The 21,179-nt window shown below is 67.9% G+C and carries 21 protein-coding genes; 11 read left to right on the top strand and 10 right to left on the bottom strand.

From position 1 onward, the window contains the following. Nucleotides 1-51 precede the first annotated feature (51 nt). The 5 genes from DDE10_RS19640 to DDE10_RS19620 form a co-directional block, all read right to left on the bottom strand. Entirely contained in the window at nucleotides 52-1,383 is a 1,332-nt protein-coding gene (locus DDE10_RS19640) for a methyl-accepting chemotaxis protein (RefSeq protein WP_114954505.1), read from the bottom strand. Between the two features lie 101 nt (nucleotides 1,384-1,484). Then, nucleotides 1,485-2,549 carry an ACR3 family arsenite efflux transporter gene (gene arsB, locus DDE10_RS19635; RefSeq protein ID WP_114954504.1) on the bottom strand — a complete coding sequence of 355 codons (1,065 nt, stop codon included), beginning with the start codon at nucleotides 2,547-2,549 and terminating at the stop codon, nucleotides 1,485-1,487. Nucleotides 2,550-2,567: 18 nt separating this feature from the next. Then, a complete protein-coding gene (locus tag DDE10_RS19630) occupies nucleotides 2,568-3,101 on the bottom strand; it encodes an arsenate reductase ArsC (RefSeq protein ID WP_114954503.1) in 534 nt (177 codons plus the stop codon). Nucleotides 3,102-3,105: 4 nt separating this feature from the next. Next, nucleotides 3,106-3,582 (bottom strand): ArsI/CadI family heavy metal resistance metalloenzyme, encoded by a 477-nt coding sequence (locus tag DDE10_RS19625; RefSeq protein ID WP_114954502.1) that lies wholly within the window; start codon nucleotides 3,580-3,582, stop codon nucleotides 3,106-3,108. A gap of 11 nt (nucleotides 3,583-3,593) precedes the next feature. Then, the gene (locus DDE10_RS19620) at nucleotides 3,594-3,929 is read right to left on the bottom strand and encodes an ArsR/SmtB family transcription factor (RefSeq protein ID WP_284734785.1); all 336 of its coding nucleotides are present in this window, start codon (nucleotides 3,927-3,929) and stop codon (nucleotides 3,594-3,596) included. Between the two features lie 202 nt (nucleotides 3,930-4,131). Between DDE10_RS19620 and phoB the strand changes: the two genes are divergently transcribed. The 6 genes from phoB to DDE10_RS19590 all read left to right on the top strand — a co-directional run bounded on the left by phoB (nucleotide 4,132) and on the right by DDE10_RS19590 (nucleotide 12,143). Further along, nucleotides 4,132-4,824, top strand: coding sequence for a phosphate regulon transcriptional regulator PhoB (phoB, locus tag DDE10_RS19615; RefSeq protein WP_114954500.1), 693 nt, complete (start codon nucleotides 4,132-4,134; stop codon nucleotides 4,822-4,824). Beyond that, nucleotides 4,811-5,509 carry a hypothetical protein gene (locus DDE10_RS19610; RefSeq protein ID WP_114954499.1) on the top strand — a complete coding sequence of 233 codons (699 nt, stop codon included), beginning with the start codon at nucleotides 4,811-4,813 and terminating at the stop codon, nucleotides 5,507-5,509. Before phoB ends, DDE10_RS19610 begins: the two co-directional genes overlap by 14 nt. Nucleotides 5,510-5,703: 194 nt before the next feature. After that, the gene (locus tag DDE10_RS19605; RefSeq protein ID WP_114954498.1) at nucleotides 5,704-7,260 is read left to right on the top strand and encodes a hypothetical protein; all 1,557 of its coding nucleotides are present in this window, start codon (nucleotides 5,704-5,706) and stop codon (nucleotides 7,258-7,260) included. A 79-nt stretch (nucleotides 7,261-7,339) separates the two neighbouring features. Beyond that, nucleotides 7,340-10,057 (top strand): TonB-dependent receptor domain-containing protein, encoded by a 2,718-nt coding sequence (locus tag DDE10_RS19600; protein ID WP_114954497.1) that lies wholly within the window; start codon nucleotides 7,340-7,342, stop codon nucleotides 10,055-10,057. Between the two features lie 144 nt (nucleotides 10,058-10,201). Next, a complete protein-coding gene (locus DDE10_RS19595; protein WP_114954496.1) occupies nucleotides 10,202-11,239 on the top strand; it encodes a glycerophosphodiester phosphodiesterase family protein in 1,038 nt (345 codons plus the stop codon). Nucleotides 11,240-11,261: 22 nt separating this feature from the next. Beyond that, nucleotides 11,262-12,143: a glycoside hydrolase family 16 protein gene (locus DDE10_RS19590; protein ID WP_114954495.1), complete on the top strand. Its 882-nt coding sequence runs from the start codon at nucleotides 11,262-11,264 to the stop codon at nucleotides 12,141-12,143. Between the two features lie 29 nt (nucleotides 12,144-12,172). Here DDE10_RS19590 and DDE10_RS19585 read toward each other — a convergent pair whose 3' ends face one another. The 3 genes from DDE10_RS19585 to DDE10_RS19575 form a co-directional block, all read right to left on the bottom strand. Continuing rightward, nucleotides 12,173-12,385 carry a YegP family protein gene (locus tag DDE10_RS19585; RefSeq protein ID WP_114954494.1) on the bottom strand — a complete coding sequence of 71 codons (213 nt, stop codon included), beginning with the start codon at nucleotides 12,383-12,385 and terminating at the stop codon, nucleotides 12,173-12,175. Nucleotides 12,386-12,473: 88 nt separating this feature from the next. After that, nucleotides 12,474-13,712: an FAD-dependent oxidoreductase gene (locus DDE10_RS19580; RefSeq protein WP_162806747.1), complete on the bottom strand. Its 1,239-nt coding sequence runs from the start codon at nucleotides 13,710-13,712 to the stop codon at nucleotides 12,474-12,476. Between the two features lie 5 nt (nucleotides 13,713-13,717). After that, on the bottom strand, nucleotides 13,718-16,123 hold the full coding sequence (locus DDE10_RS19575; protein WP_114954493.1) for a TonB-dependent receptor: 2,406 nt from the start codon (nucleotides 16,121-16,123) through the stop codon (nucleotides 13,718-13,720). Nucleotides 16,124-16,576: 453 nt separating this feature from the next. On the opposite strand from DDE10_RS19575, the gene DDE10_RS19570 reads away from it, so the two are divergent. From DDE10_RS19570 to DDE10_RS19560, 3 genes are all read left to right on the top strand, one after another. Continuing rightward, on the top strand, nucleotides 16,577-17,191 hold the full coding sequence (locus tag DDE10_RS19570) for a PilZ domain-containing protein (protein WP_114954492.1): 615 nt from the start codon (nucleotides 16,577-16,579) through the stop codon (nucleotides 17,189-17,191). A 92-nt stretch (nucleotides 17,192-17,283) separates the two neighbouring features. Further along, a complete protein-coding gene (locus DDE10_RS19565; protein WP_114954491.1) occupies nucleotides 17,284-17,778 on the top strand; it encodes a response regulator in 495 nt (164 codons plus the stop codon). Between the two features lie 22 nt (nucleotides 17,779-17,800). Then, nucleotides 17,801-18,835: an SDR family oxidoreductase gene (locus DDE10_RS19560; RefSeq protein WP_114954490.1), complete on the top strand. Its 1,035-nt coding sequence runs from the start codon at nucleotides 17,801-17,803 to the stop codon at nucleotides 18,833-18,835. A 165-nt stretch (nucleotides 18,836-19,000) separates the two neighbouring features. Here DDE10_RS19560 and DDE10_RS19555 read toward each other — a convergent pair whose 3' ends face one another. Further along, complete coding sequence (locus tag DDE10_RS19555; protein ID WP_114954489.1) at nucleotides 19,001-19,429, bottom strand: hypothetical protein; 429 nt, start codon at nucleotides 19,427-19,429, stop codon at nucleotides 19,001-19,003. 80 nt (nucleotides 19,430-19,509) lie between these two features. Next, nucleotides 19,510-20,115 (bottom strand): hypothetical protein, encoded by a 606-nt coding sequence (locus tag DDE10_RS19550; RefSeq protein ID WP_114954488.1) that lies wholly within the window; start codon nucleotides 20,113-20,115, stop codon nucleotides 19,510-19,512. 95 nt (nucleotides 20,116-20,210) lie between these two features. Between DDE10_RS19550 and DDE10_RS19545 the strand changes: the two genes are divergently transcribed. Beyond that, the gene (locus DDE10_RS19545; RefSeq protein WP_114954487.1) at nucleotides 20,211-20,591 is read left to right on the top strand and encodes a hypothetical protein; all 381 of its coding nucleotides are present in this window, start codon (nucleotides 20,211-20,213) and stop codon (nucleotides 20,589-20,591) included. A 77-nt stretch (nucleotides 20,592-20,668) separates the two neighbouring features. Further along, entirely contained in the window at nucleotides 20,669-21,151 is a 483-nt protein-coding gene (locus DDE10_RS19540) for a hypothetical protein (RefSeq protein WP_162806746.1), read from the top strand. The last annotated feature ends 28 nt before the right edge of the window (nucleotides 21,152-21,179 follow it).

Below are 21,179 nucleotides of genomic sequence, written 5' to 3'. Positions count from 1 at the left end.
CAGTTCGAATCGCGGGTGGGAAAAGGCGCTCCTCGCGCGCGGGGAAAACCCTTAGGCTTCCCGCACCGTCTCGATGAAATCGAGCACCCGCCGCTGCATCGCCTCGCCCTGGCCCGCGACAGCAGACGCGAGTTGATCCATGAACTCGGTCGTCTCGACGGCGCAAGCGGCCGATCGCTGGATGTCCACCGCCCGCTCGCCGATATGGGCAGCGGCCGCACCGGCCTCCCCGACATTGGTCGCGATCAGTTCGATCCCGTATCGCTGCCCGCTTATCTCCTCGAACACGGCTACGGTCATCTCCTCCACCGATCGCGCGGCTCCCTCGATGCCGGCCCGCCCCGTCGACACGTGCCGCACGGCATGGGTGATGCTCGCCACGCGACCGGAGATGCCCGAAGCGGCGGTCCGCGTCTGGGCAGCGAGATTCTTCACCTCCGCCGCGACCACCGCGAAGCCGCGGCCGACCTCCCCGGCCCGCGCCGCCTCGATCGTGGCGTTCATGGCCAGCATCGCCGTCCGGCGCGCGATTCCATCGATCAGCTCGCTCACCTGGCCGATCTCGTCGGCCGAGACGGTGAGCGCCTCCATATGCGCGGTCCCTTGCGCGATCAGCGCGACCGCTGCGCTCGCCGATAGCCTGACTTCGCGGGTCTTCGCCTCGATCCGCTGGAAGGTGCCGGCCACGGCGTTGGCATTCTGTCCGATCTCCACCATGTTCGCGGCGGCCTGCGCGGCCGCGTTGGCCACCATCGCCGAATGCTGCGCGTTCTCCGAGGCTCGTGCCGCCACGCTCGCCGACGTCGCGGCCAGCTCGTCGGATAGCTGACGCAGGTCGCCGGCCATGCGCGATGCTTCGCCGCTGAAGTCGGCGCTCGCCGCGGCGACCCGCTCGTAGCTTTCGGCCCGCAGCCGGGCGACCTCGGCGTCCCGTTCCGCGGCGAGGCGGAGCAGGACCTGGCTGCTGATCACGCCGACGAAGCGCCCGCCGCGGGTCACGATGACCCCCTCGAAATCGCCTGCATGCGCCGCGCGAAGCGCCAGCAGGGCACCGACGGACTCGTCGGCTTCCGCCGCCGGACAGGGCCGGACATGTCGGGCAAGGTCGCCGCCGAAGCTCGGATTCTTGAGCAGGGCGTAGCCGAACGGATTGAAGAGGATCCGCTGGATGTCCTGCTCGTAGATCGCACCCGTTGGCCGACCGGCGTTGTCGATCGCCGGCAGCAGCCGCAAGCCCGGATGGGCCTGGAATATCTCGATGGCGCGGGTGAGCGCCGCGTCGGCGGAAATCCATGTCCGGTCGGTGACGAGTCGGTCGAGCCCGGCCTTGCCGACGTCTCCCGCCCCGGTCACCGGCTCGTCTTCGAGAAAATGTCTGAGCACGGTCGCCTCCCGGGGCGCCAGCTAGCCGGCGTTGGTAAATCGGCGGTTAGGTTTCGGAGACAGAACGATGACAGGGTCCGATTATTCGGACCGCGCGGGCGTCAGGCGGCCTTTTCGTACCAGCCGCGCGTGCGCTTCGCGATGGCGACCACGGAGAGCATCACCGGCACCTCGACGAGGACGCCGACCACGGTCGCCAGCGCCGCACCCGACTGGATCCCGAACAGGGAGATCGCCGCCGCCACGGCGAGCTCGAAGAAGTTGGATGCCCCGATCAGCGCGGCGGGGGCGGCCACGCACCAGGCGACGCCGAACCGGCGGCTGAGCCAATAGGCCAGCCCGGCATTGAGATAGACCTGGAAGAGGATCGGCACCGCCAGGAGCAGGATGACGAGCGGCTGCGCGAGGATCGCCTCTCCCTGGAAACCGAAGAGCAGCACCAGGGTGGTGAGGAGCGAGATCAGCGACACCGGGCCGAGCCGCTGCATCAGCCGGTCGAGCGCGGGCTGTCCGCCGCGGGCCAGGCTCGATCGGCGCAGGATCTGGGCGAAGATCACCGGGATGACGATGTAGAGGACGACCGAGAGAAGAAGCGTGTCCCAGGGAACCGTGATCGACGCCACGCCGAGCAGGAGCCCGACGATCGGGGCGAAGGCGAAGATCATGATCACGTCGTTGAGCGCCACCTGGCTGAGCGTGTAATTGGGCTCGCCTTCGCAAAGATTGGACCAGACGAAGACCATTGCCGTGCAGGGCGCGGCCGCGAGCAGGATGAGCCCGGCAATGTAGGAGGGGATCTCGTCGGTCGGCAGCAGCGGCGCGAACAGCCAGGCGACGAAGACGGTGGCTAGCGCGGCCATCGAGAAGGGCTTGACCGCCCAGTTGATGAACAGGGTCACGCCGACCCCTTTCCAATGCTGCCTCACCGAACCGAGGGCGGCAAAGTCGATCTTGAGCAGCATCGGGATGATCATCAGCCAGACGAGCAAGGCGACAGGCAGGTTCACGCGGGCCAGCTCCGCCGAGGCGATGGAGGCGAACAGGCCGGGAAAGGCGTGGCCGAGCGCGATCCCGGCGGCGATGCAGAGCGCCACCCAGACCGAAAGGAAGCGCTCGAAGCCCGACAGGCCGGGACGCGTATCAACGGTATCGGATCGGGCGGCCATGGCGGTGACGCGCCCCTCTCAGAATTCGTCGGTCGCCGCGGCGGCGACTGCCGACCCGCCTTCCGATCGCGCGCCGATGTCGACGAGACGGCGACGCATCGTCATCCGGTCCAGGCTTTCGATCGGCAATGCCAGAAACAGGGAGATGCGACGCCGCAGATAGTTGAAAGCCAGCTGGAATGCCTCGGGCTGGTCGCCGGGAACGGCGCGAGCGGGATCCTCGATGCCCCAATGGGCGGCCATCGGATGGCCTGGCCAGATCGGACAGGTTTCGCCCGCCGCGTCGTCGCAGACGGTGAAGATGAAGTGGAACTCGGGTGCGTCCGGCTCGGCGAACGCGTCCCAGCTCTTCGAAGCCAGATCCGTCGTGTCGAAGCCGAGGCGCGAGAGCAGCCGCAGCGCCTCCGGATGAACCTCTCCCTTGGGAAAGGAGCCGGCCGACCAGGCGCGGAAGCGACCTTCGCCCATTCGGTTCAGCAGCGCCTCGGCCAGGATCGACCGCGCCGAGTTGCCCGTGCACAGGAAGAGGACGTTGTAGATCCGATCGGTCATCGGATCAGCCGCAGCAGGCGGTCTTCGCCGGCGCCGCCGGCAGATCCGGTGCGCAGCAGGCGGTCGTGCCGGCCTGGGCGGAGATCGCGGTCAGCTCCGGACTGTCGCCATAGACGGTCGCCTCCCCAGTGGTCAGGAAGGTCTCCCAGACCACGCCCTGGGGATCGGCGATCCAGCTCTTCTCGGACTTGGCATAGCAGCAGGTCGTCGCGCCTTCCTCGAGCACCGGACGTCCAGCGCTCTCGAGCCGCCCATAGACTTCGGCGAGCTCCGCCGGCTCTTCGACCTGGATGCCGAGATGCTCGATGCCTGTCGCTGCATGATTGCCGGCCGAGATGGCGAAATTGACCCGCGGATCCTCGAGCATCCACTTGGCGTAATCGGGCTTCACCACGGCAGGCTCGGCAGCGAAGAGGACGGAGTAGAAACGGATCGATTCCTCGAGGTCGTTCACCCCGACATGGACGTGCAGGCGCTTCATGGACGTTCCTTTCAGGCAGAGGCGGGTTCGGATGCGCAGCCGCCGGCAGGTGCGCAGGATTCGCTCCCGCGGCAGCAATTCTCCATCAGATAGCCGACAAGGGCGTTCATCGCGCCATAGTCGGCGGAGTAGACGAGCGACCGGCCCTGCCGCTCCTGGTGGACCAGGCCGGCCTGATTGAGCTGCCCCAGGTGGAAGGACAGGGAGCTGTTCGGCAGACCGAGCGCCTCCGCGATCGCGCCCGCCGGCAGGCCCGCCGGTCCGGCCTGGACGAGCAGCCGGTACACCGCGAGCCGATGTCCCTGGGCAAGCGCCGCCAACGCCGACACCGCCCCATCGCTGCTCATCATATCCGACGTTTCCATGATTCTGGAAATATTAGAAGTCGGATCACTTGTCAACGACTATTCCGGAAATGTCGAAATGGTGCGGCACAGCATGGTCATCAAAGTGTCACCGGCCCGTCACCGATCCTTCTCCATCCCGGCGCTACCGGGAACGCTGACAAAGCGGGCCCTGCACGGGCCGCGAACAGGAGTGGGAGGTGGCATGAAGCCCCGATTGCTGCTCGTCGAAGACGATCCCGGCCTCATCGAGCTGCTGCGCTGGCATCTCGAGCGCGAGGCTTTCGAAGTCGCCCAGACGCCGGACGGAGAAGAGGCGCTCATGCTCGCCAAGGAATCGCCTCCCGACGTGATCCTGCTCGACTGGATGATCGAAGGCATTTCCGGGATCGAGGTCTGCCGCCGGCTGCGGCGCACGCCGGGCACGGCCGGCGTGCCGATCATCATGATCACCGGTCGCGACGAGGAAGGCGATCGGATCTGCGGGCTCGAGACCGGCGCCGACGATTATGTCACCAAGCCGTTCAGCCCGCGCGAGCTGATTGCCCGGATCGGGGCGGTGATGCGCCGCTCGCGCGGCGCGCCGGCGGCCGAAGAGCTACGCTTCGCCGATCTCGAGATGGACTTGGCGCGCCACCGCGTCCGCCGCAGCGGCCGCAACGTGCCGCTCGGACCGACCGAATTCCGGCTGCTGCGCCAGCTCATGGAAAATCCCCGCCGCGTCTTCTCGCGCGAGCGGCTGCTCGATCTCGTCTGGGGTCGCGACAAGGAGATCGAGGTCCGCACCGTCGATGTCCACGTCCGCCGTCTGCGCCAGGCCCTCGGTGCGAATGGCCGGCCGGAGCTGATCCGCACCGTCCGCCAGGCCGGCTACGCCCTCGACGATGAAGTCGCTTGACCGCCTCCCGGCGCGCGCCGCCGCCGGCGGCCTTCTCCTCGCCGGGGCCGCGGCGCTGGCGCTGATCCGCTGGAATGAAGCGGGCATCGAAGGGCCGCCGGTCGCACCACCACCACCGCCCCAGCCGCTTCCCCCGGCTCCGTTGCCGGCGGCGACGCCGGCGCCGGCGCCGACCGCCGACGGCCTCAGGCTGCACGGCCTGCTGGGGCGCGGTGCGATCATCGGCGATTCCCGTGGCCGCCAGTCCTTCTTCGCGATCGGCCGCGAGATTCGGCCGGGTCTTCGCGTCGCCCGGATCGAGCAGAGCCATGTCGTCCTCGCCGCGGCCGGGGCCGAGCTGAGACTAGGCTTCGACGGTGCTGCGCAGCCGATCGTAGCGCCGGCCGCCAGCGCCGTTTCCCCATCGAACGATTCCGACGCCGCGCTGCGCGAGGACACGATCGCCTATCGAATCGGGCTGGCGCCCCGCCGCGCCGGCGATCGGACGGCCGGCTATGTCGTGAGGCCCAGCGTGCCGATGCCCGCGCTCGAGCGCGCCGGCCTCCGGCCCGGCGACGTCATCCTCGGCGTCAACGGCAGCGCCTTCGACGAGGAGCGAATGCTCGAGCTCGCCTGGCAGATGGCGCACTCAGACCGCACCCGGTTCGAGATCGAGCGGGGCGGACGACGAATCCAGCTCGAATAAGCGAATTAAGCGTCAAGATGACAAGCATATTACATAGGTACTACAGCGATATTTCAAGTATAAATTCTTGCTATGACAAGTCGCGAGTTCGATAACTGTAACATTAGGATCACAAAACCCTCCTAGCTCAGCCCCCGAGGCGACCGGCACAAAGCCGAATCGCCCTCCGTTTTTCAGCAAGGGGGTTCCCGAACATGATGAAGCACCGTGCTCTGCTGCTCCTCGGCACCGCGATCGCGTTGGCCGGATGCGGCGCCGACGATGTCGCCTCGCCGGGCGAAGGCAATGTCATCGTCATTCCGCCCGCACCGCCGCCGCCGCCGCCGCCGCCGCCGCCTTCGCCGGGCCAGCCGGCAGCGAGCTGCCCGACGGGGACCGTCGACCGCGGCGTCATCGGCCAGAAGCGCGCCTGCGAGCTTCCGAGCCGCTTCACCCAGGACACGACGCTCCAGAACCTGGCGGGCGTCGCTTACTCGATCGCTGGCCCCGTCAATGTCGGCACCGACGTCGGCGGCGACGGCAGCGCGGCCGGCGGCCAGTCGGTCACCCTCACCATCCAGGCGGGCGCCCTGCTGTTCGGCTCGTCCGGCAACGACTATCTCGTCGTCAATCGCGGCTCGCGCATCCAGGCCGTCGGCAGCGCGAGCGCGCCGATCATCTTCACCGCCCGGGCCAATGTCGAAGGCACCGCCACCGACAGCAGTCAGGGGCTGTGGGGCGGCGTCATCCTGCTCGGCCGCGCGCCGATCAGCGACTGCAACACCGCGGTCCCCGGCGGCTCGGCTTCCTGCCAGCAGGTGATCGAGGGCACCACCGGCTCCTTCTACGGGGGCGCCACCGCCAACGACACCAGCGGCACCCTGCAATATGTGCAGATCCGCTATTCCGGCTTCGCCATCGCGCCGGGCAACGAGCTGCAGGGCCTCACCCTCGGCGGCGTCGGCAGCGCGACGACGCTCGATCACATCCACGTCCACAACAGCTCCGACGACGGCATCGAGATCTTCGGCGGCCGCCCGAATCTCAAGAACGTCATCGTGACCGGCGCCGACGATGATTCGATCGACACCGATCTCGGCTATCGCGGCACGATCCAGTTCCTGATCGCGGTCCACCGGGATTCGAGCAACGGCGATTCGATGATCGAGGCCGACTCGAACGGCAACGAGGACGCGCTTCCGCGCCAATATACCCGCATCTCCAACGCCACCTTCATCCAGCGCGGGACCACCCAGGGCGGTAATGCGGTGCTTCTGCGCGGCGGCACCGATTATGCGATCCTCAACAGCATCATCGTCGGCCCGCAGAACTGCCTCGACATCGATGCCACCGGCGGGAGCACGACGCGGGCGCGCGACAACGCACTGCAGGATGGCGGACCGCCCGCCTTCCGGTCGGTGGTGCTGGCCTGCAACACCGCCTTCCGCGACGACGGTAACGTCACCGCCGCGGAAGTGGCCGCGATCTTCGGCACCGGCACCAACAACAATAACGACGCGTTCACACCCACGCTCGCCAGCGTCTTCATCAATGGCGCAAACGAGAACGGCGTGACCGCGACGGACCCGAGGCCTTTCAACGACGATCCGTTCCAGACGGCGAACGCGTCGGCGCCGAACCGCCTCACCGCTGTCACCTATATCGGCGCCGTCCGCGACGCCGCCGACAGCTGGTATTCCGGCTGGGCCTGCAACTCCTTCTACGCGAGCTTCGGCACCAGCGGGCTGTGCACCGCCGTACCGACGACCTGATCGATCATCGTCGGCCATCGGGGCGGCGGCCGCTTTAAGCGCCGCCGCCCCACGCGCATCGAAGATACGGGGCAATCACATGAAAAAGTCACTCATCCTCGGCGGTCTCCTCGCCTCCACCGCTTTGGCCGTCCAGCCGGCTTTCGCGCAGGACGCCGAAGCACCGGCAGCTTCCGCGCCGGCCGCGGAAGCGGTTGCCGCACCCGAGGGGCAGCAGGAAGATATCGAGATCTCGGTGCCGGGTGCCGACCTGTCCTCCGGTCCGGACATCGTCGTCACCGGAACGCGCTCGCGCAACATCGTCCAGCGTGCGCCGGAGGTGATTTCGGTGCTGTCGAGCGAAGACATCGCCCGCGCCGGCGACGGCGACATCGCCGGCGCATTGCAGCGCGTCACCGGCCTCTCGGTGGTCGGCAACGGCTTCGTCTTCGTTCGCGGTCTCGGCGACCGCTATTCGCTCGCCTTGCTCAACGGCTCGCCGCTGCCGAGCCCGGAGCCGCTCCGGCGGGTCGTCCCGCTCGACATCTTCCCGACCAGCGTGATCGCCAGCTCGCTCGTCCAGAAGAGCTATTCGGTCGCTTATCCCGGCGAGTTCGGCGGCGGCGTCATCAACCTGACCACGCCTTCCGCACCTCGCGACCCGTTTCTTCAGCTCGGTGGCAGCGTTTCGTTCGACACCGAGAGCAGCTTCCAGCTCGGCTATGCTTATTATGGCAGCGATCTCGACCCGTTCGGCTTCGACGACGGCACCCGGGATTTCCCGGCGGACCTGCGCGCGGCGGTCGAGGGCGGCACCTTCGGCGAAACCAGTTCGGCCGAACGCCAGGCCTTCGCCGCCAGCCTGTCCAATGCGCCGACCACTCTGCTGCAGCGGATGAGCGACACGCCGGCCAATTTCTCCGGCGAGCTCAGCGCCGGATCGTCGTTCGACATCGGCGCCACCCGCCTCGGAGTCATCGCCGCCTTCGGCTACAGCAATAACTGGCGCACCCGCGACGCGCTCCAGCAGACGTCGCTCGACCCGCAGCTCGCCGGCACCCCGCAGACCGACTTCCGCTCGGTCACCACCGATAACCGGATCCTGGTCAACGGCTTGCTCGGCCTGGGCCTCAGCTTCGGCGAGCACCAGCTGCGCTGGACCAACCTCTATATCCGCGACACGCTGAAGCAGGCGCGCCTGTCGGCCGGCTCGAACCGCAACGTCGCCGACCAGGATCCCGATCTGCCCCCCTCGCTCCTCGAGCAGAACACCTATTGGTTCGAACGGCAGCTGATCGACACCCAGCTCGTCGGGGAATTCCGCTTCGGCAATGTCAGCGTCGACCTGCGCGGTACCTACGCCAACACCCAGCGCGAATCCCCCTATGAGCGGTCGATCGGCTATTTCTATTTGGGCGACGGCGATCCGACGACGAAGAGCGCGAGCGACGTCGACGACTATATCAACAACCTCTCCTCCGCCGGCCAGTTCGCCAATATCGCCTTCAGCGACCTCACCGAGGATCTCTATGCCGGCCAGGGCGACCTCTCCTGGCGCCTGCCGACGGCGATGCCGGTGACGCTCTCCGCCGGCTATTATTACAGCCGGACCGAACGCAGCGCCTCGCGCTACCAGTTCCAGTATTTCCGGCCCGAGGGCGCGCTCCGGATCGAGCTCGCCCAGCAACGGCCCGATTATCTGCTCTCCGACTTCAACATCTTCAATTACGGCATCGAGCTTCGCGACGTGTCGGGCGCCGAGGGCACCGCCGCCTACGAGGCCGATCTCGAAATTCATGCCGGCTACGTCCAGGCCGAAATCGAGCCGATCGACGGGGTCAGGCTGCAGACCGGCGTGCGCTACGAGGATGCCGACCAGAGGGTGCAGCCGATCGGCGGGGCGCTCGAGCCGACCTCGCTCGCCAACGATTACTGGCTGCCGGCGGCGACCCTCACCTGGAACGTGGTTCCGGATGTCCAGTTGCGCCTGCACGGATCGCGGACGATCGCGCGGCCCCAGTTCCGTGAGCTTGCGCCGCAGATCTACCAGGATTTCGAATCCGACCGCGAGTTCACCGGTAATCCCTTCCTCGTCGACAGCGAGCTCACCAATGCCGAGGCCCGGATCGAATATTACTTCCTGCCCCAGCAGCGGGTGACGCTCGCCGGCTTCTACAAGAAGATCGACAATCCGATCGAGGCGGCCGCCTTCTTCGCCGGCGGCGGCCAGCTTCGCACCGGCTTCGCCAACGCGCCCGAGGCCGAATTGTACGGCATCGAGGCGGAGGTGCAGGCGTTCCTGCCGCTGGACGGCCTCGGCGGCGCCTTCTTCGCCACGCGGCGGCTCGTCCTCATCGGCAATTATACCTGGACCCAGTCCAGCATCAGCGCCGACGACAGCCTGATCGTCGGGCCGGACCTCCAGCCGGTCGCGGCCAATCTTCTGTTCCGCGACGGCGCACCGCTCACCGGCCAGTCCGACCATCTCGCCAATCTGCAGATCGGAATCGAAGATACCGATCGGCTGTCGCAGATGACCGTCCTCGTCACCTATGCCAGCGAGCGGGTCACCAATCGCGGCCCGATCCAGGGCGAGGAGCGTCAGCCCGACATACGCGAGCGTCCGGGAATCCAGCTCGACTTCGTCGCCCGCCAGGAAGCCCGCCTCTTCGACACCCGCATCGAGTTCAGCTTCGAGGCGCGTAACCTGCTCGGCGAGGATTATCGCGAGTTCCAGGCGATCGACGGCAACCGCATCGACATCAACAGCTACCGCCGCGGCCGCATCTTCAGTCTCGGCGCGAAAGTGAATTTCTGATCCCCAGCCGATCCGGCGGATCGGCCCTACTGGAGGCGCCGGGCGGGGGGCTCGGCGCCTCCTCCTTTTTTGGGCGCCACGCTCCCGCTTGATCAAGCGCCTCCTCTGCCGCAAACTTGGTTCCGGCGCGGGAAGAGGCGGTCGATGGCAGCACAGGAGAGTGAAGGCACGGCTCCGCGCAGTCGCCGCGGCCGGCGGCTCTGCCTCGCCGCCGCCATCGTGGCCGTGCTCCTGCTCCTCCTCTATCTCGGCAACGCCTCTTGGCGGGGATCGCCAGCCAACGCCTTCACGGTTCTCTCGCATCGCGGCGTGCACCAAACCTATTCGCACGAGGATCTCGGCCCCCAGGATTGCACAGCCACACGCATCATTCCGCCGGCGCATCCCTTCCTGGAAAATACCGTTCCCTCGGTCCGCGAAGCCTTCCGGATGGGCGCCGACATGGTCGAGATCGACATTCACCCCACGACCGATGGAGAGTTCGCCGTCTTTCACGATTGGACGATCGACTGCCGCACCGACGGGCGCGGCATCACGCGCGAGCAGAGCATGGCCCATTTGCGCACGCTCGACATCGGCTACGGCTATACCGCCGACGGTGGGCGCACCTTCCCCTTCCGCGGCCGCGCCACCGGTATGATGCCCACGCTCGCCGAAATGCTCGCCGCCTTTCCGCAGTCCCGGTTCCAGATCAACATCAAGTCCAACGACCCTGCCGAAGCCGAGCGCCTCCACGCCTATCTTGGCCGACACAGGGTGGAAGAGGCGCGCCTGGAGGTGATCGGAGGGGAGCGGCCGGTACGGCGCCTTCGGGCACTTCGGCCATCGCTACGGTCGGTCTCGAAGGAGCAGACGATTGCGTGCCTGAAAGCCTATATGGTGCACGGCTGGCGCGGCCATGTGCCTCCGCCGTGTCGGAACACGTCGATCATGGTGCCGGCCAGCCATGGCTGGCTGCTTTGGGGCTGGCCCGACCTTTTCCTCGATCGCATGCAGGCGGCGAACACCCGCGTGACCCTTCTCGAATCCGCCGATCTCCGAAGTCGGCGCTACGGCACATTCGACAGCGTCGAGAGCCTGAACGGGCTGCCTGGCGGGTGGCGCGGCGGCCTGATGACCAATCGGATCGAGCGGATCGCCCCGGCACTGCCGCGGCTGCGCGAGCAGGCTATCGGCGAATGAAATGGGAGAGGGTGACATTGACATGAAGAAGGCGAGACCGATCCTGGCCCTGGCGGCGTCGATCGCGGCGATCCCCGTCCTACCCGCCGCCGCACAGATGCCCGATCCGGCCGCCGCGGCGACGAGCCGCTACCTTGTGGACGTTCCGATCGCGGCACCGCAGCGAGCCCCGGACTGGGCCGACGAATTCGACGGCGCCGCCGTCGATCGCTCCAAATGGCGTTTCGACACGCATCGCAACCGCGACGGCTGGTACAATGACGAGGCGCAATATTATTCCGACGGCCGGACGGAAAATGCGCGGGTCGAGGACGGGCGGCTGATCATCGAGGCGCGTCGCGAGCGGATCGATGCGTCGCGCCATCCCGACTGGGGCGGCCAGGACTATACGTCGGCACGGATGCTCAGCACCGGCGAGTGGACTCACGGCTTCTACGAGATCAGGGCGAAGCTGCCCTGCGGCCGCGGCACCTGGCCGGCGATATGGATGCTGCCGCGGAGCGGCGGCTGGCCGGACGGCGGCGAGATCGACATCCTGGAGCATGTCGGCCACGATCCCGGCATCATCCATGCCAACGTCCACACCGCCTTGTTCAATCACACACGCAACACCCATCGCGGTGCCTCGATCCGCCTGCCCACCGCCTGCACCGGCTTCCATCGCTACCAGCTCGACTGGCGGCCCGGATCGATCACCATCGGCGTCGACGGCCGCGGCTACATGCGCGTCGCCAACGACCAGCCCGGCGGCGCCGGCGCCTGGCCGTTCGCGACGCCCTTCCACCTCATCCTCAACATCGCCGTCGGCGGCGGCTGGGGCGGCGCCCAGGGCATAGACGATGCCGCGCTCCCGCAGCGCATGGAGGTGGATTATGTGAGGGTGTGGTCGCCGGGGACGGAATAGATAGCCTTGCGCGGCCGCCCCCCCTCTTCTCACCCGTCGCGCAGCGGCGCCGCGGCGATCTCCTGCTTGAATTCCATGATGGCGCGCTCGCATTCGGAGCGGGTGGGATGCCCCTCCTCCGACGCGATCACCTTGCCTTGCGCGTCCTTGAGCCGCCATCGCCAGTCGCCGCCGCCCATCAGCCGGCTGCCGCGAAGCGAGGCGACGACGCTGCGCTCGCGCTCGTAAATCTCGAAATACATGGCCGGCCTCCGTGGTGCGGATTCGTCGGGCAAATAGCCGGAGCAGCCCTGCTTTGTCAGCGCCTTTCGACGCAAGGGGGCGGACGCCTCAGTGCACCGCCCGCGCCTGATGGACGTCCTTGGTCGCCAGCGAGAAGCGCGGCTCGGGCCTGGCCGGGCGGCCGAGCAGCAGGTCCGCCGCGTAGCGGCCGACGGCCGGTCCGTGCTTGAAGCCGTGGCCCGAGCCGGCGCCGACCAGGAGCAGACCCGGCTTTTCCGGATGGAAGTCGATCAGCAGGTCGCCGTTGGAGCTGTTCTCATACTGGCAGACCCGTGCCTCGTTGAGCGGCCGGCCGCGCATCGCGGGGAAGCGCCGCTCCATATAGGCGCGCGCGTCGGCGAGCGCTTGGGGGCTTGGCGTGCGGTCGCCCTCGTCCGGATCGATCGGCGGCCCGTGGCGATCATGGGCGATCTTGAATCCGCGGTTCTCGACGTCGGGCATGCCGTAATAGATGTCGCCGCCATTATAGTCGGCCCAGCCCGGCAGCCGCGCGGGCTGGAATCGATCGTCGCCGGGCGGCGGCGCGAAGAAGAACACCTCCTGGCGGGTGGGGAAGATGCGCGGGCCGAGCAGCTCGGGAAAAAGCCGGCCGAGCCACGGCCCGCAGGCGAAGACGATCCGGTCTGCGGCCAGGCGCTCGCCGTCGAGGGTCTCGACCATATTGGCCTCGCTGCGGCGCGGCGGCGCCACCGCGGCGCGGCGATAGGTGCCGCCGGCGCGGACGAAGCGGTCGACCAGGGTCTGCACCGCCCGGCGCGCCATCAGGATGCCGAAGCCGGGCTCGAGCAGACCCGCTTCGACGTCGCCGAAATCCAGCTGCGGAAACCGCCGGACGAGCGCAGGACGATCGAGCAGCTCGGTCGGCAGCCGCAGCGCGCGATGGACCCGCATCGTCTCCTCGAGGAAGGCTTCTCGTTGCGGGAAGAAGAACAGGATTCCCGCCGGATGGAAGACCGGCAGCCCGGCCGCGTCGGAGAGACTCTGCCATTGCGGCAGCGAGTCCATCGCCAGGCGGGTGTAGACGAGGTCGCTGCCATAGGCGCCGCGGGTGAGCCGGCTTTCGCCGCCGGACGAGGCGCGGGCATGGGCCGGCCCTTCGCCGTCGACCAGCAGGACGCGCCGGCCCGCGGCCAGCAGGTGATGCGCGGTCCAGGCGCCGAACACGCCGGCGCCGACGACGATGACGTCCCAGCTTCGCGCCGCGGCCGCCGGCGTCCCTGTGGCCGCGGCCGACAGCGTGGCCGCGGCGCCGCCGATCAGCACCGCGCGCCGCGTGACCGGCGGCACCGCCCTCAGCCGCCGAAGCGCTTGCGGACGGTGATGCCGATCACCCGCGGCTGCCCGATATTGTAGCCGAGCCGGGCCCGTCCGCCGCGCTCGCGGTCGAACGACAGGAGCGCATTTTCGTCGAACAGGTTGGTGACGTAGAGCATCACCCCAAGGCCGTTGTCCCAGTCGATGCCGGCGCTGAGATTGACATAATTGTAGGAAGGCAGGCGCAGGTCGAGCAAAGTCACCTCGGCGCCGGTGGCGCCGCCGAACGGCAGCCCGGAGACGAAGGCGCGCGGATTGTTCTCCTGGTCGCTCGGCTGGGTGTAACGGCTGCCGACATGCTGGAAGGAGGTACCGACGAACGCTTCCGCGCCGGCGGCGACCGGGAAGCTGTAGCTCGCGCTGGCCGACAGCTGGAAATTGGGCACCGACGGAAGCCTGTTGCCCTCGCGGATCCCGCCGATCACGTTGCCGCTGCCGTCGCGGACGGTCGAATCGAACTCGGCCTCCACCCAGCTTCCGGACAGCGATAGAGCGAGGCCATCGACCGGCTCGGCCGTCAGCTCGGCCTCGATGCCCATCGTATGCGCCTTCTCGGCATTGAAGACGATGCGCGACGAGCAGGAGCCGGCGTCCAGCGTCACCTGGAGGTTGCTGATGTCGGTATAGAAGGCCGCGGCGTTGAAGCTGAGGCCGCGGCCCTGGCCGCGGACGCCGACTTCGTAATTCCACAGGCTTTCGTCGTCATAATCCTGGAAGCCGCCGAAGATCGCCTCGTCTTCGGGCGTGCAGAGCGGCAGGTTCAGCGGATCGTTGACACCGCCGAGCCGGAAGCCCTTCGACACCTGGGCGTTGAGCCGCAGATTGTCCGAAGCCTCGTAGGAAGCGATGAAACGCGGGCTGAAGCCGCTCGACTCCGTCCGGTCGGTCTGGTCGTCGCCATTGGCGAACAGGCCGCCCGAGACGAACCGGCGCTCCTCGGAGAAGTCGTAATAGCGGCCGCCCGCGGTCAGGGTGAAGCGGTCGGTGAGATCGTAGCTGGCCTCGCCGAACACCGCCGTCTGCCGGATATCGTAGGGCAGGTCCGAATTGTAGGGCGAGTCCGCCGGGAAGCCGTTGGCGACCGCGGCCGACGTGCCGGCACCGAGGGTCGCGTCGGTGAAGGCGTCGTAGCCGGGGGTCGGCAGGCGCTGCCGGTAGAAGCGGTCGATGTCGGAATAGAATCCGCCGACGACCCACTGGAACGGCCCGTCGCCGGTCGAGCTCAGCCGGAGCTCCTGGGTGAAGGTCTCGAGGTCGGTCCGGTCGACCAGATTGGACGGCAGCAGCACGGCCGCGTCCGGAAAGCCTAGGTCCACCGAGACGCTGCCGCTGAGCGCGCTCGCGTCGCGGCTGACCAGGATCTCACGGTTGATGTAGCTGGTCACCGATGTCAGCTCGACGCCGCCGAATTCGAAGCTGGCGGTGAAGTCGGCCAGCAGCGTCTGATCCTCGAAGGACTCGTCGAGCAGCAGGAAATGCTCGCGCTCGTCGAACGTGACGGCCGGGCGCGTCGTCGTGAAGGGATTGGCCAGGACGTTATAGGATTCCTGGCGGTTGAAGCCGTCGGCGCGGATCTCCTGATAGACGATGCGCGGCGTGAACCGGATGTCCGGCGTCGGCTGGAAGGTGACGGCAAGGCGGCCGCCGATGCGTTCGCCGTCGTTCACATTCTCGTCGACGCCGCCGCCTTCGCGAAGCGCGTCGGTGAAGCCGCCATAGCGGGTATAGTAGCCGACGGCGCGAATCGCGACGCCCTCGCCCACGGGCAAGTTGATCATGCCTTTGAGGTGGCCGCCGATATCGTCCTCATGGACGAGGTTGAGATTGCCTTCGACGAGCCCCTCGATCCGGTCCGGATCCGGCTGATTGGTGATGTAGCGGATCGTGCCGCCGACCGACCCGGAGCCGAACAGGGTCCCCTGCGGCCCCCGCAGCGTCTCGACCCGATTGAGGTCGAAAAGGTCCAGGTCGGGGGTGAAAAGCGACAGCGAGATGACGGATTCGTCGAGATAGACGCCGACCTGCTCCTTCACGCCCGGCTGGTCGCGGACGATCTGGCCGGCGGAGACGCCGCGGACCGACACCTGGCTCTGGCCGGGGCCGAGATTCTGGATGGTGAGCCCGGCGACGTTGCGCGACAGATCCTCGATCGTCGTCGCGCCGGAGCGCTGGATGGCGGCCTCGGTCTGGGCGTTGATGGAGAAGGGCACCTCGAACAGGGAGGTCTCGCGCTTGGTCGCGGTGACGATGATCGTCTGGTCGTCCGTGGCGGCATTGGTCGCCGTCTGGTCCTGCGCGGCGGCCGGGATGGCGCCGAGCGAGGCCATGCAGGCCACCGAGCTGACGAGAAAGATCTTTCGCGCAAACGCGCGTCGATGCAACATGGCACTCTCTCCCCTTGTGTTATGGAGAGAGAATTACTCCTTTATGCCGCCAACCAACAAGGAGCGGCGAAGCAAGACTGCAATTGAGTGCGCGATTGTTGCGGGGAAGCAACAGAGCTTGTCTGCGCCGCGACTGTGACTCGACTTGTGGTAGCGCTAACACTTGCAAAGTAGCAGCCGGGACTATCTTGGCGATTGTATGCGTTGCACATCATCGAAGGCCTGGCCTCGCCGCCTTCTTCGTCGATCGGGAGGCTGAGCGCAGCGCCTTCGCGCGGGCCGCTGGCGTGGGACGGCGCCGGCCGCCACATGGCCGCCTACCCTTTGGAAGATGTTCGAACGAATAAGCGGATCGCCGGGAGAGGCAGCTTGGTTATCGGCCGGTTCAGCCTTGCCGGGAACGCTTTCTAGGCGAAGGCCGGGATAAGCGGCAGAGATCCAGATGGAGTGGCGATGTCGCGCGATCACCGGAAATCGAGGGGACAAGGCGCCTCACGGCGTGGCGCGGAGGATATCGGCGACCGGCGCGGCGACGCGCGCAACCTGGCCTTGCTGCTGCGGGTCGCGGTGCTGATCAGGGGAGAGGCGCGTCAACTCTGCCTCGTCCGCAACCTCGCGGCGGGAGGGCTGATGGCGCGCACCTTCTCGCGTCTCGAGCCCGGGGAGGCGGTGGCGGTGGAGCTGACCGACGGCGAGCCGCTGCCGGCCCGCATCGTCTGGACGCAGGGCTATGAGACCGGCATCGCGTTCGAGCGGCCGATCGCGTTGACCGAGGCGCTGGCGCCGCCGTCCGGCGGACGCGCCCGCCCGCTCCGCCTTCCGCTCGACCGGCTGACGATGGTCCGCGCGGGTGCCGACATCGCCTTCGCTTCCGCCCGCGACATTTCTCCGAACGGAGCCCGGCTCGCCTGCGAGCACCCGCTGGAGCAAGGGGCCGCCGTTACCCTGACCTTCGAGGGTTTCCGGCCGATCGAAGGCGTGGTGCGCTGGCGCCGGGGCAGCTGCTGCGGGATCGGCTTCAACCATGCCATCGCGCCGGCCGAGCTCGGCCGCTGGCTGGCATCCTGAAGCGGCCCGCGACTCGATCTTTACGATTCGTTAATGAATGTGGATCAGCGTGATCCGGGGCCAGGCGGGGGGACCATGACCGCGAGGGCCCGATGCGCACCCTGCGACCCGACCAAGTACCGCCGGCCGAGGCGCGCCGGACGCCGGCGCCGCCCGTCATCGCCCTCGTCGTCGACGATCACGACCTTGTCCGCGCCAGCATGGCAGAGATGGTCGAAGCGCTCGGCTATCGGGTGATCGGGGCCGCTTCCGGCGAGGCGGCAGCGCGGATATTGGACGGGCGCCACGAGGTCGGCCTGCTCGTCACCGACCAGATCATGCCGGGGATGAGCGGCACGGATCTGGCCCGCATCGCGCGGAGCGCCCATCCCGGCTTGCCGGTGATTCTCGTTTCCGGCGGGCCCGAGCCCGACGGACTGCCGCCGGGCCTGCTCTGTCTCGCCAAGCCTTTCCGCAGAGCCCAGCTGCAGGCCTGCCTGGCGAGCGTGAACATGTCCGGGATCGAGGAACCGGCTCAAGCGGCGGACGGGCCCCCTGCCGGCCCCTCGCCCGCGGAACCCGGCCCGCCGCGGCCCGTTGCCGGATGAGACGCCGCCAAGAGGGAAGAAGATGCCGAACGCGAGACGGCCGAACGCGAGAAGGGACGTCGTCGTCATCACCGGCGGCACGGCCGGCGTGGGTCGAGCCACCGCACGCCTCTTTGCCGGGAAAGGTGCCGACGTCGCCGTGATCGCGCGCGGCCGCGAGGGGCTGGAAGCCACGCGCGGCGAGATCGAGGCGCTGGGCGCCCGTGCCTTGGCCATCCAGGCCGACGTCGCCGATGAAGACGCCGTCGAGGCCGCCGCCGCGCGGATCGAGGATGAGCTCGGTCCGATCGACATATGGGTCAACAATGCCTTCGCCGGCATCTTCTCGACCTTCATGGAGATGACCTCCGAGGAATATCGGCGGGTGACCGACGTCACCTATTACGGCCAGGTACACGGCACGCGCGCCGCCCTGCGCCGGATGCTTCCGCGTCGCCGCGGCTCGATCGTCCTCGTCGGCTCCGCCTTGGCCTATCGCGGCATTCCGCTCCAGTCGGCCTATTGCGGCGCGAAGCATGCGGTCCAGGGTTTCCTCGACGCGGTACGCTGCGAGCTGATCCACGCCGACAGCCCGGTGAGGCTGTGCATGGTCCAGCTCCCGGCGCTCAACACGCCGCAATTCGACTGGGGCCGCGTCCATATCGACAGCAAGCCGCGGCCCGCGGGCAAGATCTACCAGCCCGAGGTGGCGGCGCGCGCGATCCGCTTTGCCGCTTATTCGCGCCGCAAGGAGGTGTGGGTCGGACGGACCACGATCGAGGCGATCGTCGGCGACGCCCTCGCTTCCCCCTGGCTCGACCGCTATCTCGGCGCCACCGGCGTCGACGGCCAGGCGACCGGCGAGCCGCTCGAGCGCGGCCGCCGCGACAATCTGTTCGAGCCGGTCCCCGGCGATCCGGGCGCCCATGGCCGCTTCGACGCCCAGGCATCGCCGTCGAGCCTGCAGATGGTTCTCAATCGCCACCGCGGCGCCGCCGTCGCGGCCGGCGCCGGTGCCGCGCTCGCCGCCGGCACGGCCTGGCTGCTCCGCAACCGCGCCCGCCGCGCCGCCGACTGAGCCGGCCTGACGCGGGCGCGTCCGTCATTCGGCCGCGAGTCTGATCCCGGGGCCGAGGCCGACCTCACTTTCGAAGCTTACGGATGCTCGTTCGGCGGGGCGTCGTCTTTCACCGGTTCGCGACGTCGATGCGCGGTAGCGGATAGGATCCGCAGCGCTCGCCGGTCAGCGGTGGGGCGATGTGAGCAGGCTCAGCGGCCTGCGCTGCAGGCGCCCGCGCAGGTCCTGCATCGTCACCTGGTCGACCGCCATCTCCTTCTGCTCGGACCCGACGATGCGGGCAAGATGGCCGAGCTGCTGATTGATCCGGTCGATCGCCTGCAGCTGGGTGGCATAGCGGTGCAGGAGGATGGGTTCGCTGACCAGGACGCCGCCGATCAGGTCCAGATGCCGGCGGATGCATTCGAGCTCCTCGGCGATCCGGTGATCGAGCGGATCCTGGGAGGGATCGGGCTTGGGCGCGGCCGGCTTGAAGAGGGTCGGACGCTTCGCGCGCCCTTCCCGCCTGACCTGGGCCTGAAGCTCGTCCACGCGCTGCTGATGCTCCGGCACCCCGCCCGCGGCAGGCAACGCGCCCCCCTCCCTGTTCAGCATCTCGTTCTCCCCAAACCAGGCCGACCTACACGCACGATGGTAAAAAGCTGGCTAATGTCGGTCGCAAGCCGGGATAGGCCTCACGAGCGGCGCCGCCGGCTCCCCTCGACGATGGCAAGCAAGGCGGATTTCAGCGCGTCCAGCCTTTCCTGGTCACCGCGGATCGGCAGATAGTCGCCCGCATAGAGCGGCGGCCGCTGCCGCGCCTTCCAGGCATTGATCAGCCGCTCCAGGAATGGCGGCAAGCTCCATCCCTCGCCATATTCGACGCAGACCAGGTTGAGGCATTCTCGCTCCCGCGCGCCGAGCGTGGCGACGATGGCTGCCCAGGCCCGGTAGCGCAGGTCGGTGGCGGTGATCGCACTGCTCGGCATCGACTGGCCGATCCGCTCGAGATTGTGCGTCTGGACGCCGCCGCCGAACGTGGCTCGGTAGAGACGGCACCATTCCTTGCCATGCTCCAGCAGCACCCGGCCGTCGACCCGCGTCCCTTCGAGCAGGCCGAGCGCATGGGCCTGGCCGAGGGCGCAGTCGAGATCGTCTCCGGCCCGGACTTGGCCGTGGCGCAGGTAGAAGGTGCGATGCGACCGCACCCGCGCATTGCCTTCGTCGCGCAGCGGCTTCAGCTTGCCCGAGGGGTAACGGTCCCCGCTCTTCTTCTTCCGTCCCGCGTTGCGCCTGGCCATGATTGTCGTCCCTTCCTTCGATTCACAATCTACAAGAAGATTGTACCTTGTTCAACAATTATCTTGTAGGTAAACAGGCTGCGATGGAGGGAATGATGGCCAATGGCAAAGCGGATGTTCTCGAGGCGGGGCGGTGGCTCGCGGAGAAGAGGTCGGAGATCGGCGCCTCTTCCATGCTGGTCGCGCGCATGGCGACCCTGATCGCCAATCGACAGGGCGATCCCGTCAAGATCCACCAGCAGCAGATCTCGGACATCGAGAATGCCACCGAGGACAAGGGGCCCCGCTCTCTGCGCCCCTGGTTCCGCTATGTCCGCGCCGCGTTCGATTCGGGCGTGATCGCCGACGCGCTCGGCAAGGCGCGGCCGGAAGGGGAGGCTACGGCGGACGAAACCTATTATATCCAGTCGGCGACCGGGGAGATTGTCGGCCGGCTGACCTGGTTCGCGCGGCCGCGGCCGCCCGAGAGCGGCTGAGCCCTACAAGAGGCCCTTGACTTTTACATGATTATTGTATATATCGCCTGCCCGAGGGGAGGGAGGCGGGATGCCGGGTGGACTCGTGGACTTCATCGGCGGAGGCGGCAAGGCTGCTCGCTTCCTGCGCGACCTCGCCCCCGCGGCGCCGGTTGTTCGTCTACCGGTTCGAGGAGGTCGAGCCTCGGTTCGTCGGCCGCCGCGTGCGGCGCCTGTCGCGGCTCTATCGCGCGGCCCAGCCCCGCCTCGACAGCGAGGAATGGCGGACCTGGCTCGCCGACGACCCGCAGAGCGCGATCGCTCGCGCCGTCGACGATCGCCGTCGGCAGGGAGATGCGAGGCCGGTCATGGCTGAGCCCGCGGAACGGCTGATGCGGCACCACCACAAGCGGGTGGCGCATGGTGAAGATCCGGCCAGCCCCGAATTCCGGGGGAGCGGAGCCACGCAGCGAACCGAGGCGGCGCCGGGAAGGGACGGAGTCGGAGGCAACGCTACCAACCTGTTCTATTGTGCGACGAAACGGGCATTTGGCGGGATGGACCGCATCGGAAAAGAATGACATGTAAGGCCCTCTGTTTCTCCTGGAC

This window comes from Sphingosinicella terrae (assembly GCF_003347635.1).
Lineage (GTDB): Bacteria > Pseudomonadota > Alphaproteobacteria > Sphingomonadales > Sphingomonadaceae > Allosphingosinicella > Allosphingosinicella terrae.
Note: the sequence above shows the minus strand (reverse complement) of the source record. Positions and strands in the feature narration are given on the sequence as shown.

What these genes read in the sequence shown, in the direction of transcription:
- arsB (WP_114954504.1), bottom strand. Translation starts at nt 2,549, where the DNA reads ATGGCCGCCCGATCCGATACCGTTGATACGCGTCCCGGCCTGTCGGGC.
- DDE10_RS19630 (WP_114954503.1), bottom strand. Translation starts at nt 3,101, where the DNA reads ATGACCGATCGGATCTACAACGTCCTCTTCCTGTGCACGGGCAACTCG.
- DDE10_RS19625 (WP_114954502.1), bottom strand. Translation starts at nt 3,582, where the DNA reads ATGAAGCGCCTGCACGTCCATGTCGGGGTGAACGACCTCGAGGAATCG.
- DDE10_RS19620 (WP_284734785.1), bottom strand. Translation starts at nt 3,929, where the DNA reads ATGAGCAGCGATGGGGCGGTGTCGGCGTTGGCGGCGCTTGCCCAGGGA.
- phoB (WP_114954500.1), top strand. Translation starts at nt 4,132, where the DNA reads ATGAAGCCCCGATTGCTGCTCGTCGAAGACGATCCCGGCCTCATCGAG.
- DDE10_RS19610 (WP_114954499.1), top strand. Translation starts at nt 4,811, where the DNA reads ATGAAGTCGCTTGACCGCCTCCCGGCGCGCGCCGCCGCCGGCGGCCTT.
- DDE10_RS19605 (WP_114954498.1), top strand. Translation starts at nt 5,704, where the DNA reads ATGATGAAGCACCGTGCTCTGCTGCTCCTCGGCACCGCGATCGCGTTG.
- DDE10_RS19600 (WP_114954497.1), top strand. Translation starts at nt 7,340, where the DNA reads ATGAAAAAGTCACTCATCCTCGGCGGTCTCCTCGCCTCCACCGCTTTG.
- DDE10_RS19595 (WP_114954496.1), top strand. Translation starts at nt 10,202, where the DNA reads ATGGCAGCACAGGAGAGTGAAGGCACGGCTCCGCGCAGTCGCCGCGGC.
- DDE10_RS19590 (WP_114954495.1), top strand. Translation starts at nt 11,262, where the DNA reads ATGAAGAAGGCGAGACCGATCCTGGCCCTGGCGGCGTCGATCGCGGCG.
- DDE10_RS19585 (WP_114954494.1), bottom strand. Translation starts at nt 12,385, where the DNA reads ATGTATTTCGAGATTTACGAGCGCGAGCGCAGCGTCGTCGCCTCGCTT.
- DDE10_RS19575 (WP_114954493.1), bottom strand. Translation starts at nt 16,123, where the DNA reads ATGTTGCATCGACGCGCGTTTGCGCGAAAGATCTTTCTCGTCAGCTCG.
- DDE10_RS19570 (WP_114954492.1), top strand. Translation starts at nt 16,577, where the DNA reads ATGTCGCGCGATCACCGGAAATCGAGGGGACAAGGCGCCTCACGGCGT.
- DDE10_RS19565 (WP_114954491.1), top strand. Translation starts at nt 17,284, where the DNA reads ATGCGCACCCTGCGACCCGACCAAGTACCGCCGGCCGAGGCGCGCCGG.
- DDE10_RS19560 (WP_114954490.1), top strand. Translation starts at nt 17,801, where the DNA reads ATGCCGAACGCGAGACGGCCGAACGCGAGAAGGGACGTCGTCGTCATC.
- DDE10_RS19555 (WP_114954489.1), bottom strand. Translation starts at nt 19,429, where the DNA reads ATGCTGAACAGGGAGGGGGGCGCGTTGCCTGCCGCGGGCGGGGTGCCG.
- DDE10_RS19550 (WP_114954488.1), bottom strand. Translation starts at nt 20,115, where the DNA reads ATGGCCAGGCGCAACGCGGGACGGAAGAAGAAGAGCGGGGACCGTTAC.
- DDE10_RS19545 (WP_114954487.1), top strand. Translation starts at nt 20,211, where the DNA reads ATGGCCAATGGCAAAGCGGATGTTCTCGAGGCGGGGCGGTGGCTCGCG.